Below are 15,013 nucleotides of genomic sequence, written 5' to 3'. Positions count from 1 at the left end.
TTTCATGCGCCGTCACTGAACAACAGGCCCGCCAGCGGCGGCAGCACGCCGTCCTGGGCGCCGTCCATGTTGACCGCCTCGATCAGGCGCGCCCCGTCCGGCGCCGTCCAGGCCTCGGGCGAATGACCCAGGTTGAACACCACCAGCAGCCGCTCGCCCGGCGCCGTGCGCCGGAAGGCCAGCACTTCGCCCGGTCCCTCCAGGATCTCCATGTCGCCGCTGCGCAGGGCCGGGTGGGCGCGGCGCAGCTTCAGCAGCCGGCGCGCATGGGCCAGGGTCGAGGCGGGCTCGGCCTCCTGCGCCTCGACCGACATCGGCGGGTGGCGGGCGTCGACCGGCAGCCACGGCTCGACCGTCGAGAATCCGGCCTGAACGCCCGTCGTCCACGGCATGGGCGTGCGAGCCCCGTCGCGGCCCAGGGTCTCGGGCCAGTTGGCGATGGCTTCGGGGTCCTGCAACCGCTCGAACGGCACCTCGCCCTGCGGCAGGCCCAGCTCCTCGCCCTGGTAGACGATGGCGTTGCCGCGCAGCGATATCAGCAACAGCAGCAGCACGTCCGCCAGCTGTTTCGGATCGCGCCCAAAGGCCCAGCGCGACACCGCGCGCGGCGCGTCGTGGTTGGAGAAGGTCCAGCTGGGCCAGCCCTCGCCCTCGGCGCCCGGCCACATCAGGCCGCCCTGGCGCACGACGTCCCCGCTCAGCCGGTCGGCGTAGAGGTAGAGGAAGCCGTAGGCGCTGTTCAGCCGGTCGCCGTTGGCGGTGAACTCGGCCATCTCGCGATCGGCGTGCTCCCCGCCCACTTCGGCGACGGTGAAGCGATCGCCCGGATAGGCGTCCATCATCCGCCGGACGCGCTTCAGGAACGGGATGATGTCCGGGTGGGACTGGTTGTAGAGCTTGTCTTGGAAGTCGAACGGGCGCGTGCGCCGGCCCACGTTGTCCGGCAGCGGCGGATTATCGCGCAGGCTCGGCTCGTGCATCGAGAAGTTGATGGCGTCCAGGCGGAAGCCGTCCACGCCCCGGTCCAGCCAGAAGCGGCCGGCGGCCAGCAGCGCGTCCTGAACATCGGGGTTGTGGCCGTTCAGCTGCGGCTGCTCGGCCAGAAAATTGTGCATGTAGTATTGGCGACGCCGCGCGTCCCACGTCCAGGCCGGCCCGCCGAACACGGACTGCCAGTTCGAAGGGGGCGAGCCGTCGGGCTTGGCGTCATGCCAGACGAACCAGTCCGCCTTGGGGTTCGTCTTGGACGCGCGGCTCTCGACGAACCAGGGGTGCTCGTCCGAGGTATGCGACCAGACCTGGTCGATGATGACCTTCAGCCCCAGCGCGTGCGCCTTCTCGACCAGCCGATCGAAGTCGGCCAGGTCGCCGAAGATCGGATCGACGTCGCAATAGTCCGAGACGTCGTAGCCGAAGTCCTTCATCGGCGAGGTGAAGAAGGGCGACAGCCACACCGCATCGACGCCCAGCGAGGCGACGTGGTCCAGGTGGGCGGTGATCCCCGCCAGGTCGCCCACGCCGTCGTTGTTGGAATCGGCGAAGCTGCGCGGATAGATTTGATAGACGACCGCCCCCTTCCACCAGGGCGCGGCGTCGGTCGCCGTCTCCGGCGCGGATCGGGCGTCGAGGGTCAGGATGTTCAACGGACGGCTTCCGATCGGCAGATGATGTAGTCGAGGGCGGGCACGCTCACCGCCAGGCTGCCGGGCGCGGCGACCTGGTCAGCGCATTGACCGTGGAGCGAAGCCCAGCGGGAGGACCGGGCGTCCACGACGATATGGGCGCTGGCCGGCGCCGTCGAGGTGTTGAAGGCGATTAGCGTCTCGCCCGTGTCGCCGGGGACGCGGCGCGACACGACGAACAGGCCGGGCGCCTTGCCCGCCTGCCGGACGGTCTGCAGACCCGAGACCAGCGAGGGGGTGGCGATCCTCAGCCGGGCCATGTCGCCGAGACGGCGATAGAGGGTGGCGTTCGTGTCGAACGGTCCCGCGCGCTGGCCGATGATGCGGTCGGCCGCATAGCCGGGCGTTTGGGTCGCGAACATGTCCTGGCGCGATCGGCGGTCATCCCCATCGCCGGTGAAGCCCTGCTCGTCGCCATAATAGATGACCGGCGTGCCGCGCAGGAACATCATCATGGCGTGGCCCAGGGTCTGGCGGGCCAGCAGCTCCTCGTCCGAGATGTCGGGCCGGGCGCTGACGATCTGGTAGCCGAACCGGCCCTGGTCGTGGTTGCCCACGAAGGTCGGCAGCTGCATCGCCGTCGCCTCGCCGCCCTCATACAGGACGTCGGCGCGGAACAGCAGGGCCAGCTTCTCGGGCGGCTCAGTCCCGGCCACCACGTCGCGCACCGTCTTCTGGAAGGCGAAGTCCAGCACCGCCGGATAGCGGTCCGAGCGGGTGAAGCCGGCGAGCAGCGCCGGATCGGTCTCGGCCGCCTCGCCGAAGATGTGGAAGTTCGGTATGCCGCGCGCCGCCGCCCGTTCGCGCATCGCCGGGATGAAGGCGCGCCAGAAGGCAGGGTCCACATGGCGGGCGGTGTCGATACGGAAACCGTCGATGCCGAACCGGTCGATCCAGGCGCCGTAGATGTCGATGAAGCCCTGAACCACGCGCGGGTTCTCGGTGAACAGATCGTCCAGGCCGGAGAAATCGCCGTCCAGGTTGCTCTCGCCCCACCAGTCGCTGTCGCCCCGGTTATGATAGTAGATCGGGTCGTTCAGCCAGGCCGGGACCTTCACGTCCCGCTCGCCCTCGGGGACATAGGCGTCATAGGCGTAGTCCGGGCGCGTCAGGCGGCTGAAGTCCACGCCGTCGAAGCCGTCGTTGATCGGCGCGCCGTCCACGCCGCCCCGGCGGCTGTACGGATAGTCGCCCTGGCTGCGATAGCTGCAGCCGCGCCGCGCGCAGTCCCGGTACTGGATGACGTCGGCCGTATGGTTGGCGACGATGTCCATATAGACCTTGATGCCCCGCGCATGAGCGGCGTCGACGAAGCGGGCGAAGGCGGCGTTGTCGCCGAAATGGTCGTCCACCCGCGTGAAGTCGGTGATCCAGTAGCCGTGATAGGCGGCGCTCTCACGGCCGGGCGGACCCTGCACCGGCTTGTTCTGGAAGATGGGCGCGACCCACACCGCCGTGGCGCCGAGGCCCTGGATGTAATCGAGCCGCTGCGTCAGGCCGGCGAAGTCGCCGCCGTGGAAGAAGCCTGTGTCGGTCGGATCATACCCGGTCGACAGCCGGTCGCCGCTCAGGCCGCCGCGATCGTTCGACGCGTCGCCGTTCTCGAACCGGTCAGGCAGCAGGAAATAGATGACCTCCGCTTCGGGCGGGCGCTGGCGAAAGTCGGTCGCGGGGGCGGTGGCGGCGAACGTCGGCGCGGCCAGGGCCGCGCCCGCCAGCAGGCTCGCCAAAAGGGCGGCGGATCGCGTGCGGCGTCCCCTCATCGTTCGGCTCCGTCCCATGAACGCCTGCAACTCATGTTTGCAGGTCTGTTTGCAACATTTTGCAGTCGCTGGAAGCCCTGTCAACGGGGCTGTCTCGCACCGCAATCACGCCATGTTGCGGCGCAGGACGCGTGTGCACCGTGTCCTTCCTGCCTCTGTTACCGGTCACACGAGCGCCCTTTTCATTACGGACTTGCAAGGTGCGTCAGGATTTGCATTCTTTTGCGAAGGCACGATCCGCAGATAGATGGAGTCGGCCTCAAGGGAGGAAGAGATGAGAACCGTCTTCACCGGGCGTGCGCGCCTGCTGTCGGGCGCCGCCATCGGCGCCATCATGCTTTCGGCCATCGCCGGCGGGGCCATGGCCCAGGACGCCGCGACGACCGACGCCGCTCAGGTCGACGACATCATCGTCACCGGCATCCGCGCCGGTATCGAGAGCTCGATCCGCGAGAAGAAGAACAACACCTCGATCGTCGAGGTCATCACCGCTGAAGACATCGGCAAGCTGCCGGACGTCTCCATCGCCGAATCGCTGGCCCGCCTGCCGGGCCTGACCTCGCAGCGCCTCGACGGCCGCAGCCAGGTGATCTCGATCCGCGGCCTGGGTCCCGACTTCACCACCGCCCTGCTGAACGGGCGCGAACAGGTCACGACCGGCGACAACCGCGGCGTCGAGTTCGACCAGTATCCGTCCGAACTGCTGGGCGGCGTCCTGGTCTACAAGACCCCGAACTCGACCCTGGTCGGCCAGGGCCTGGCCGGCACCGTCGACCTGCAGGCCGTGCGCCCGCTGGAATACGGCCGTCAGGCGATCGCGCTGAGCGCCCGCTACGAGTGGAACGACATCGGCGCCCTGAACGCCGGCTCGACCGACCACGGCGAGCGTTACACCATCTCCTACATCGACCAGTTCGCGGACGACACGATCGGCGTCGCCCTGGGCTACGCCCACATGGGCTCGCCCTATCAGTCGGAGCGGTATGAAGGCTGGGGCTACCCGACCAACAACAACGGCGACCTGATCATCGGCGGCGAAAAGGTCTTCGTCATGTCGGGCGACCTGCAGCGCGACGGCTACTTCGGCGTCTTCGAATGGGCCCCGAACGAGCGCTTCCACACCACCCTGGACGCCTTCTATTCCGAGTTCGACAACACCCAGATGATCAGCGGGATCGAGTTCCCCCTGTACTGGTCGGGCGCGCAGCTGACCCAGGCCAACGCCGAGAACGGCCTGGTCACCTCGGGCACCTTCACGGGCGTCAACCCGGTGGTCCGCAGCGACCGCAACGACCGCACCAGCACCCTGACCTCCATCGGCTGGAACGGCCGCCTGGAGCTGGGTGACGACTGGTCGATCGAGGCCGACCTCAGCCACTCGGCGGTCGATCGCGACGAGACGGTCACCGAAGCATACGCCGGCACCGGCCGGAACAACTTGGGCCCGACCGACACGATCAACTTCCAGGTCGACGGCAACGGCGTGACCGTTCTGGACACCCAGCTGGACTACGCCGATCCGAACCTGATCCTTCTGACCAGCCCGCAAGGCTGGGGCGGCGACGTGATCCCGGGCGGTCAGGACGGCTACTACAAGACCTTTACGGTCGAGGACGAGCTGAACGCCGGGCGCTTCACCCTGCGCCGCGAACTGCACGACGGCACCTTCAGCCGCTTCACGGCCGGCGTCTCGGCCTCGACGCGTGAGAAGTCCTACACCGCCAACGAGTTCTTCCTGGGCATCCCCAACGGCGCCTCGGTGAAGATCCCCGACGCCTACTACCTGGGCACCACGGACCTGTCCTACGCCGGCGTTCCCGGCGTGGTCACCTGGGACGCGCTGGGCCTGATCAACGACGGCTTCTACAACCTGGTGCGCAACCCGAACGGCGACGTCCGGGCCAAGGACTGGGTCGTCAAGGAAGACCTGCTGATCAGCTATGTGATGCTGGACATCGACGCCATGGCCGGCAGCGTTCCGGTCACCGGCAACCTGGGCATGCAGGCCCAGTACGCCGATCAGGAATCGAGCGGCTATCAGGCCAGCGGCACCGGCGCCAACTACCAGTCGGTCTACATCACCCGCGGCGACAACTACCTGGAGATCCTGCCCAGCGCGAACCTGATCTTCGAGCTGAAGGACGACCTGTTCCTGCGCACCGCCCTGTCGCGGACCCTGTCGCGTCCCCGCATGGACGACATGCGGGCCAGCCGGACCTACAACTTCAACATCGCCAACAACGTCCCGGGGCGTCCCGTGGATCAGGGCCCGTGGTCGGCCTCGGGCGGCAACCCGGAACTGCGTCCCTGGATCGCCGACGTGGCAGACATCTCGGTCGAGAAGTATTTCGCGGGCAACCGCGGCTACGTCTCGGCGGCGGCCTTCTACCGCTACCTGGAAACCTTCATCTACAGCGCCAACATCCCGTTCGACTTCACGGGCTTCCCGACCGGCGGCGTGGATCCGGTGACCAATCAGGGCGTCAGCTACTCGCCCGAGAACGGCAACGGCGGCGTGATGTACGGGTTCGAGTTCGCCCTGTCGGTGCCGTTCGACCTGTTCTCGGAAGCCCTGGACGGCTTCGGCGGCTACTTCTCGGTTTCGCAGAACCAGAGCGAGATCAAGACCGATCCGGCCGCGCCGCCCACCGCCATCCCGGGCCTGTCGGAAACCGTCGGCAACGTCACCCTGTACTACGAGAAGAACGGCTTCCAGGCGCGCACCAGCGTCCGGTACCGCTCGGAGTTCCTGGGTGAAGTGTCCGGCTTCGCCTCCAGCCGCACCCTGCGTGCGGTCGGCGCCGAGACCATCGTCGACGCCCAGATCGGCTACGAGTTCCAGTCGGGACCGGTCGAGGGTCTGTCGATCCTGGCCCAGGTCAACAACCTCACCGACGAGCCGTTCTACACCTACAACAACGGTGATGAGCGCCAGATCGTGAACTACCAGAACTACGGCCGCACCTTCCTGGTGGGCGCCAGCTACCGCTTCTAAATCTCCTCCCCGGAGATGAACTCGAGGGCCGCGTCGAAAGGCGCGGCCCTTTTTTCATGCCTCGAACGATCCTCCACCGTGAAGCGTAGCGGAGCGGGGGAGGGGGACCGCGCCTGCGCGGTGGAGGGGGCGAAAGCTGGGTGGAGCGAACGAAGAAAGTGGCGTGGTTGCCCTCGCCCCCTCCACCGAAAGCGGTCCCCCTCCCCCGCGAAGAACGGGGGAGGATCTGGTGGAGTCGGCGCGTTCTCTGGAAAAGTTTTGTTACCGCCCGCCGATTTTCGCTGGACGGGCGGCGCCGGATGGCTGAACCGTGCGCGTCCAAGCCGCGCGCCAAGAAGCGGTCCGTCCGTTCCGTAGGGGGATTTCCATGAGTACGACCGACATCAAGTCGGTGAAAGGCACGGGCCCGGCCTTCGCCTATGTCACCACGCTATTCTTCGCCTGGGGCTTCGCCACCTCGCTGATCGACCCGCTGATCGCGGCGGTGAAGCGGGTGTTCGAGCTGAACAACGCCGAGGCCTTCCTGACCGCCTCGGCCTGGTTCATCGCCTACGGTGTCGCCTCGCTGCCGGCCGCGTCCATCCTGGGCAAGCTGGGCTACAGCCGCTCCATCATCGGCGCCCTAGTCGTCATGGTCATCGGCTGTCTGATCGTGCCGGTCGCCACCATGGCCGACTGGTATCCCGGCATCCTGGTCGCCCTGTTCGTCATCGCCTCGGGCGTGACCCTGCTGCAGGTCGCCGCCAACCCGCTGGTGGCCGAGCTGGGCTCCAAGAAGGGCTCGCACTTCCGACTGAACCTGTCGCAGGCGTTCAACTCGCTGGGCACCACGATCGGGCCGTACCTCGGTTCGCACGTCCTGCTGACCGGCGGCGTCTTCGCCGCCGGCGCCGTGGTGACCGCCGCGACGCGCACCCAGTCGCTGCGCAGCATCGACCTGGCCTTCATCGGCATGGGCGCCTTCTTCGCCGTGGTCGCCTTCTTCATCTTCACGGCGCGCAAGAAGATCAACGCCGCCGCCCCGGCCACGACCGGTTCGGTCTCGCCGCTGAAGGCCCTGGGTTCGCCGTGGGCGGTGCTGGGCGCCCTGGCCATCTTCTTCTACGTCGGCTCGGAAGTCGCCATCGGCGGCATCCTGACCAACCTGCTGCACAGCCCCGAGACGATCAACGCGCCCATCGAGACGGCGGGCAAGATGGTCGCCTTCTACTGGGGCGGCGCCATGGTCGGCCGCTTCCTCGGCTCGGTGATCCTGCGCTTCATCCCGGCGGGCGTGGTGCTGGCGGTCGCGACCGTTATCGCCGGCTTGCTCTGCTTGGTCGTGCTTCAGACCGGCGGCACGACGGCGGCCTATGCGGCTCTGTCGATCGGCCTGTTCAACTCGATCATGTTCCCGACCATCTTCACCCTGACGCTGGAGCGTTCGACCGCGCCGGTGTCGGCCACCTCGGGCCTCTTGGTCTTCGGCATCATCGGCGGCGCCCTGCTGCCGCTGCTGGCCGCGCACCTGGCCGACGGCGCCGGCAGCTTCGCCAGCGCCTTCTGGGTGCCGCTGGGCGGCTATGCGCTCTTGACCCTGTTCGCCATCGCGGCGGCCCGGTCCAAGCCGCGCAACACCGACGTGGCGGCGGTCAGCGGCCACTAAGGTCGCTCACCTTCGAAAAGACAGCGCCCCGCCGGTCTGCCGGCGGGGCGTTTTTCGTTTCAGGAGGCCGTCTTCCAGAGGTTCTCGGCCTTCAGGAAGGCCTCGTGCGTCGGCAGGGCCTCGGCCGCCTGGGCGAAGGTCGTCCGCACCCGCTCGAAGCCCTCGGTCGCCCGCTCCAGATTCTGGAAGCCGTACAGCGGATTGGCCATGCGCGGCTGAATGCCCTGGCCGACCATGACCGCCATCCAGGACGCCATGCTGAAGTATTCGTCCGCCGCCACCTGATAGATCATGCCCCGGTCGCGGAACGCCCCGACCCGCTCGGCCAAGGTGTCGGGTATCGGCATGTCGCGCACGCGTCGCCAGAACTCCGAATCGTCCCGCTCCGACGCGTGGTAGTGCAGGATCACGAAGTCCCGCACCTGCTGCACCTCGCGCTCCATGCGCCGGTTGTAGATGTCGATGTTGACCGGGCTGAAGTCCCGGTCGGGGAAGTGCTGCAGCATCTTGGCGATGCCGACGTGGATCAGGTGGATGCTGGTCGATTCCAGCGGCTCGATGAAGCCGGTCGCCAGACCCAGGGCGCAGACATTCTTGGCCCAGAACGCCTTGCGCTTGCCGGTCTGGAACTTGATCACGCGCGGGTCGGCCATGGCCTCGCCGTCCAGCCCCTCGACCAGCTGGTTCAGCGCCGTCTCGTCATCGGTGTGGTCCGAGCAATAGACGTGGCCGTTGCCGGTGCGGTGCTGCAGCGGGATGCGCCAGCGCCAGCCCGCGTCCATCGCCGTCGAGCGGGTGTAGGGCGTGATGCCGGAAACGGGCGCGCACGGCATGGCCACCGCCCGGTTCATCGGCAGCCAGTGGCTCCAGTCCTCGAACCCCGCCTTCATGGCCCCTTCGATCAACAGCCCCCGGAAGCCGGTGCAATCGATGAAGAGGTCCGCCTCCAGCACCCGCTCGTCGGCCAGTTTCACGCCGCTGACGAAGCCGTCCTCGGGCCGCTGGACCACCTCGACGATCTTGCCCTCGATCCGCTCCACGCCGCGGGCCTCGCACACCTTGCGAAGGTAGAGGGCGTAGAGCCCGGCGTCGAAGTGGAACGCCGTATAGAGGTTCAGATAAGGCGAGCGCGGATCGGCCTGACGGGCGCCGACGCGCCCGCGCTGCGCCGCCTGGGCGCAGATGGACCAGTCGGTGACGTCGCCGTTCAGCCCGCGCTGGTTCAGCGTCAGCCAGGTCTGGGCGAACTCGCCCAGCGTCGCGCCGCCGCCGAAGGTGCCGAAGGGATGGAAATAGGCCGTGCCCTTGCGACCCCAGTCGACGAACTCGATGCCCAGTTTCAGGGTCGCGCGGGTCTCGCGCATGAACTCCGGCTCGTTCAGGCGGATCAGGTTGTTGAAGTCGCGCACGGTCGGGACGGTGGCCTCGCCGACGCCCACGATGCCGATCTCGTCGCTCTCGACCAGCCGCACCTTGCAATGGGGGCCCAGGGCGCTGTTCAGCGCGGCCGCGGCCATCCAGCCGGCCGTGCCGCCGCCCACCACCAGCACCGATTTGATCGGTTCCGCCACGCGCCTCTCCCCAGCGTTTCTTATCGCGCGATGATGCCATGAGCGCGGCCTTCGGCGCCAGCAATGCGACGTGCTAAGCCATCGAAATCCGAGGGGGCCGACGCCTATGCAGATCAGTGAAACCGCAACGCCGGCCGCGCACGGCCCGTGGTGGCGCAGCCTGTATGCGCAGGTGCTGGCGGCCATCGTGCTGGGCGCCCTGATCGGCCACTTCTTCCCGACCCTGGGCGAGAGTCTCAAGCCGTTGGGCGACGGCTTCATCAAGCTGGTGAAGATGATCATCGGCCCGGTGATCTTCCTGACCATCACCACGGGCGTCGCCGGCATGGCGGACCTGAAGGGCGTCGGCCGGGTGGCGGCCAAGGCGTTCGGCTACTTCTTCGTAGTGTCGGGGTTCGCCCTGATCGTCGGACTGATCGTGGCCAACGTCTTCGGACCGGGCCGCGGGCTGCATATCGACCCCGCTAGCCTGGATGCGAGCGCGGTGGCCGGCTACGCCAGCGCGGCGCACGACACGACCATGCAGGGCTTCCTGCTGGCCATCATCCCCGACACCCTGGTCAGCGCCTTCACCTCCGGCGCCATCCTGCAGGTGCTGCTGGTCTCGGTGCTGTTCGGCGTCTCGCTGGTGCTGGCGGGCGAGCCGGCGCGGCCGGTGACGCGGTTTCTGGAACAGGTCAGCCAGGTGGTCTTCCGCCTGGTCGCCATCGTCATGAAGTTCGCGCCGATCGGGGCCTTCGGCGCCTTCGCCTTCACCATCGGCGCCTACGGCATCGGCGTACTGGTTAATCTGTTCGCGCTCGTGGCGGCCTTCTACGGCACGGCGCTGGTCTTCGTCATCGTGGTGCTGGGCCTGATCGCGCGGGCGACCGGCTTCTCGATCTTCAAGCTGCTGCGCTACCTCAAGGAAGAGCTGCTGCTGGTGCTCGGCACCTCATCCTCCGAGGCGGCCCTGCCCAGCCTGATGACCAAGCTGGAACGCGCCGGCGCCGCCAAGCCGGTGGTCGGTCTGGTCGTACCGACGGGCTATTCGTTCAATCTGGACGGCACCAACATCTATATGACGCTGGCGGCCCTGTTCATCGCACAGGCGATGGACGTGCACCTGTCGCTGGGCGAGCAGCTGGGCCTGCTGGCCGTGGCGATGCTGAGCTCCAAGGGCGCGGCGGGGGTGACGGGCTCGGGCTTCATCACCCTGGCGGCGACGCTGGCGGTGGTGCCCACCGTGCCGGTCGCGGGCATGGCGCTGATCCTCGGCGTCGACCGTTTCATGAGCGAGTGCCGCGCCCTGACCAACTTCGTCGGCAACGCCGTGGCGACGCTGGTGATCGCCAAGTGGGAGGGCAAGCTGGACCGCGAGGCGTTGGCCCTGGCGCTGGACGGCGGGGCGGCGCCGGTGGCCGAGACGCCGGATCCTGCGGCGGGTCCGGGCGACGACAAGGTGCTGGCGGACGACTAAGTTTTCCTCCCTATTCGCGGAGGCGAATGGGGAGGTGGCGCGTCGGTGAAGCCGGCGCGACGGAGGGGCTGTTCAAGCGTCGTGCGTGAGGCGCCCCTCCACCGCAAGCGGTCCCCCTCCCCATTTCATGGGGAGGAGAAAATCAGGTCCAGCCACCGTCCACGATGTAGTGCTGGTTGGTGATGGCCCCGGCGTCATCGGACGCCATGAAGACCACGACCTTGGCGATGTCGTCGGGCACCAGCGAGCGCTTCAGGCACTGACGCTCGTTGATCTCCTTGGAGCTTTCCGGCGTGACCCACAGGGCCAGCTGGCGCTCGGTCATGATCCAGCCCGGCGCAATGGCGTTGACCCGCACGCCGTGCTCGCCGAAGTCGCGCGCCAGCGACCGCGTCAGGCCGATCACCGCCGATTTGGACGCCGTATAGGCCGCCATGCCGCCCTGACCGATGACCCAGGACGTCGAGCCCAGGTTGACGATGGCGCCCTTCTTCTTGGCCATCATGTCCGGCAGCACGGCCTGGGCGGCGAAGAACTGGTGCTTCAGGTTCACCGCGATGCGGCCGTCCCAATAATCCTCGGTGACCTCCAGCGTCGCGTGCCGCTCGTCGTGCGCGGCGTTGTTCACCAGCACGTCGATGGGGCCTAGGGTGGTGCGCGCCGTCTCCACCGCCGCCTTCAGCGCCGGGATGTCGGTCAGGTCGCATTTGATGAACAGGCTGCCCGGCAGTTCGGACTGCAGCTTCTCCCCACGCCCTGCGTCCAGATCCAGGAAGGCGACCTTGGATCCCTGGGCCGCGAAGTTGCGGGTGATGGCCTCGCCGATGCCGCCGGCGCCGCCGGTGACGATGACGACGCGGTCCTTCAGGTCCGGATAGATGGCCATGCGCATTCCCTCTGTTCGTTGGCGGTTTGCTACGACGTTCCGCAGGCGGCGCAAAGCCGTCCCCGCATCTGAAACAGTCTTTGCTGGCGAAAGCGCTTGTCGCTTCAGGCTAAACCGCTTTACCTGACGCCAGAGCCCGTCGGGGCCGTCCAGAGCGAAATCGGTCATGACGCGGTCAGGGCACAGATCTTCGCTCCAGAAACATCTGCGTCCGGGGGAGGCCGCCACATGAATCTCGCCACCATCGATCTGGTGATCCTGGCGGTATACGCCGTCTTCATCTTCGGGCTCGCCCAGTTCGTGTCGCGCGACAAGGCGGGTACGACCAAGACGTCGACCGACTACTTCTTGGCCTCCAAGAATCTGCCCTGGTGGGCCATCGGCGCCTCCCTGATCGCGGCCAACATCTCGGCCGAACAGATCATCGGCATGAGCGGCTCGGGCTATGTGATCGGCCTGGGCATCGCGTCGTACGAATGGATGGCGGCGCTGACGCTGCTGATCGTCGGGAAGTTCTTCCTGCCGATCTTCCTGCGCAACGAGATCGTGACCATGCCGCAGTTCCTGCAGCAGCGGTACGGGCCGACGATCCGCAACGTGATGGCCGTCTTCTGGCTGCTGCTCTACGTATTCGTGAACGTGACCTCGATCCTGTGGCTGGGGTCCATCGCCGTCTCGACCGTCACCGGCATCGACCAGATGCTGGCCATCGTCTGCATCGCCGTCTTCGCGCTGGCCTATCAGCTGTGGGGCGGTCTGAAGGCCGTGGCCCTGACCGACATCGTACAGGTGGCCCTGCTGGTCGCGGGCGGTCTGATCATCGGCTACATCGCCCTGAACCACATCGCCGACAACACCGGCGGATCGGGCGTCGTCGACGGCTTCACGACGCTGCTGGCGCGCTTCCCCGAGAAGTTCGACATGATCCTGTCGCCCGACAATCCCAACTATCAGCAGCTGCCGGGCATCGCCGTGCTGCTGGGCGGGCTGTGGGTCATGAACATCAGCTACTGGGGCTTCAACCAGTACATCATCCAGCGCGCCCTAGCCGCCAAGTCGACGCAAGAAGCCCAGAAGGGCATCGCCTTCGCCGCCTATCTGAAGCTGCTGATGCCGGTGATCATCGTGCTGCCGGGTCTGGCGGCGCTGATCGTCGCGCCGGGTCTGGTCAAGCCGGACCAGGCCTATCCGACCATGATGAACCTGCTGCCGACCGGGCTTAAGGGCCTGGTCTTCGCGGCCCTGATCGCCGCCATCGTCGCCTCGCTGGCGTCCAAGGTGAACTCGATCTCGACCATCTTCACCCTGGACCTGTACGCCAAGGTCAAGAAGGACGTGTCGGAGCATCATCTGGTCACCGTCGGCCGCATCTCGGCCGTGGTCGCCATGGTCATCGGCGTTCTGGTCGCGCGCCCGCTGCTGGGCGGCTTCGATCAGGCCTTCCAGTTCATCCAGGAGTTCACCGGCTTCTTCACCCCCGGCATCGTGGTCATCTTCATGCTGGGTCTGTTCTGGCGCCGCGCGTCGGAGGCCGGCGCCCTGACGGCGGCGATCGGCTCGGTGGTGCTGTCGGCGGTGTTCTGGTGGCTGCAGGAAAGCGGCCAGTTCATCTTCCCGTTCATGAACCGCGTCGGCGTGGTCTTCCTCGCCTCCCTGGTCGCGGCGGTCGTCGTGTCGCTGCTGATGCCGCCCAAGCCCGGCACGATGCAGATCCGTCTGGACGGCGTTAGCTACAAGACCTCGCTCGGCTTCAACATCGCCGGCGTGGGCGTCATCGCCTTCCTGATCGCGGTCTACTGGATCTGGTGGTGATCGGCCTGGTCAGGGCTTCACCACCAGCCTGACCACCTCGCCCCGATCCAGCCGGTCGAAGCCCTCGTTGATGTCGTCCAGTGCGATGACGCCGCTCATCAGCCGGTCCACCGGCAGGCGGCCGTCGCGATACAGGGCGACGAAGCGAGGGATGTCGCGGCTGGGCACGCAGGTTCCGATATAGCTGCCCTTCAGGGTGCGCTCCTCGGCGACCAACGAGACGATGTTGACCGCCAGCGCCGCCTCGGGCGGGGGCAGGCCGGCGGTGACGGTCAGGCCGCCGCGCCGCGTCATCTTCCAGGCGTTCTCCAGCGCGCGGGCCGAACCGGCCATCTCGAAGGCCACGTCGGCGCCGCCCCGGGTCAGGGCGCGCACCTGATCGACCGCATCGGCGTCGCCGCCGTTGACGGTGACGGCGCCCAGCGACCGGGCCAGGGCCAGTTTCTCCTCCGACAGGTCCACGGCGATGACCGGAGCGGCGCCCGACGCCATCGCGCCCAGCACGCTGGCCAGGCCCACGCCGCCCAGGCCGATGATCACGACCGACTGGCCGGCCTGGACCTTCGCGGTGTTCACCACCGCCCCAACGCCCGTCAAAACCGCACAGCCGAACAGGGCGGCGATCTCGAACGGCAGGTCCGGATCGACCTTCACCAGTGACCGGCGCGACACCACGGCGCGGTCCGCGAAGGCCGAGCAGCCGAGATGGTGGTTCACCGCCTCGCCCTCGCGGAACAGCCGCCGCCCGCCGCCCAGCAGCTCCCCCCGCCCATTGGCCGCCGCGCCCGGCTCGCACAGTGCCGGCCGCCCGCCCGCGCACGGATCGCAGTGGCCGCACGACGGCATGAAGACCATGACTACGTGATCGCCGACGTCCAGATCCTCGACGCCCTCGCCCAGCGCCTCGACGACGCCGGCGGCCTCGTGGCCGATGGCCATGGGCAGAGGACGGGGCCGGTCGCCGTTGATGACGGACAGGTCGGAGTGACACAGGCCCGCCGCCCGGATCGCCACCCTCACCTCGCCGCGGCCAGGCGGGTCCAGGGTCACCGTCTGCAGAGACAGCGGCCGGCCATCGGCATAGGGGCGGGCGGCGCCCATTTCGCTCAGGATCGCGGCGCGCGTCGTGGTCATGGTCTGTCCCGGCCTTCGTTCACGACCCAGCGATAAGCGCTTGACGCAACGTCGTCCAAATCACAG

General features: G+C 67.6%; 9 protein-coding genes. 4 read left to right on the top strand and 5 right to left on the bottom strand.

Features of this window, described 5'->3' with window-relative positions; genetic code table 11:
- Window positions 1-2 precede the first annotated feature (2 nt).
- Both ASG17_RS13610 and ASG17_RS13605 read right to left on the bottom strand, forming a co-directional pair.
- Window positions 3-1,643: an alpha-amylase family glycosyl hydrolase gene (locus ASG17_RS13610; protein WP_235560462.1), complete on the bottom strand. Its 1,641-nt coding sequence runs from the start codon at window positions 1,641-1,643 to the stop codon at window positions 3-5.
- A complete protein-coding gene (locus tag ASG17_RS13605; protein ID WP_056104877.1) occupies window positions 1,640-3,445 on the bottom strand; it encodes an alpha-amylase family glycosyl hydrolase in 1,806 nt (601 codons plus the stop codon). The genes ASG17_RS13610 and ASG17_RS13605 overlap by 4 nt, the downstream gene beginning before the upstream one ends.
- Before the next feature lie 274 nt (window positions 3,446-3,719).
- On the opposite strand from ASG17_RS13605, the gene ASG17_RS13600 reads away from it, so the two are divergent.
- A complete protein-coding gene (locus ASG17_RS13600) occupies window positions 3,720-6,440 on the top strand; it encodes a TonB-dependent receptor (protein ID WP_056104875.1) in 2,721 nt (906 codons plus the stop codon).
- A 367-nt stretch (window positions 6,441-6,807) separates the two neighbouring features.
- Window positions 6,808-8,085, top strand: coding sequence for a sugar MFS transporter (locus ASG17_RS13595; RefSeq protein ID WP_056104873.1), 1,278 nt, complete (start codon window positions 6,808-6,810; stop codon window positions 8,083-8,085).
- 59 nt (window positions 8,086-8,144) lie between these two features.
- Here ASG17_RS13595 and ASG17_RS13590 read toward each other — a convergent pair whose 3' ends face one another.
- The gene (locus ASG17_RS13590; RefSeq protein WP_056104871.1) at window positions 8,145-9,656 is read right to left on the bottom strand and encodes a tryptophan halogenase family protein; all 1,512 of its coding nucleotides are present in this window, start codon (window positions 9,654-9,656) and stop codon (window positions 8,145-8,147) included.
- A 106-nt stretch (window positions 9,657-9,762) separates the two neighbouring features.
- Here ASG17_RS13590 and ASG17_RS13585 point away from each other — a divergent pair, with 106 nt between their 5' ends.
- Window positions 9,763-11,115 (top strand): dicarboxylate/amino acid:cation symporter, encoded by a 1,353-nt coding sequence (locus ASG17_RS13585; protein WP_056104869.1) that lies wholly within the window; start codon window positions 9,763-9,765, stop codon window positions 11,113-11,115.
- 142 nt (window positions 11,116-11,257) lie between these two features.
- Here the strand turns inward: ASG17_RS13585 and ASG17_RS13580 are convergent, their stop codons facing one another.
- Window positions 11,258-12,001 (bottom strand): SDR family NAD(P)-dependent oxidoreductase, encoded by a 744-nt coding sequence (locus ASG17_RS13580; protein WP_235560461.1) that lies wholly within the window; start codon window positions 11,999-12,001, stop codon window positions 11,258-11,260.
- A gap of 228 nt (window positions 12,002-12,229) precedes the next feature.
- Here ASG17_RS13580 and ASG17_RS13575 point away from each other — a divergent pair, with 228 nt between their 5' ends.
- Window positions 12,230-13,813, top strand: coding sequence for a sodium/sugar symporter (locus ASG17_RS13575; protein WP_056104866.1), 1,584 nt, complete (start codon window positions 12,230-12,232; stop codon window positions 13,811-13,813).
- Between the two features lie 9 nt (window positions 13,814-13,822).
- On the opposite strand, the gene ASG17_RS13570 is transcribed toward ASG17_RS13575, so the two are convergent.
- Window positions 13,823-14,947: a zinc-dependent alcohol dehydrogenase family protein gene (locus tag ASG17_RS13570; protein ID WP_056104863.1), complete on the bottom strand. Its 1,125-nt coding sequence runs from the start codon at window positions 14,945-14,947 to the stop codon at window positions 13,823-13,825.
- Window positions 14,948-15,013: the final 66 nt, after the last annotated feature.

Origin of the sequence: Brevundimonas sp. Leaf363 (genome assembly GCF_001424025.1) — a bacterium.
GTDB lineage: Bacteria > Pseudomonadota > Alphaproteobacteria > Caulobacterales > Caulobacteraceae > Brevundimonas.
Note: the sequence above shows the minus strand (reverse complement) of the source record. Positions and strands in the feature narration are given on the sequence as shown.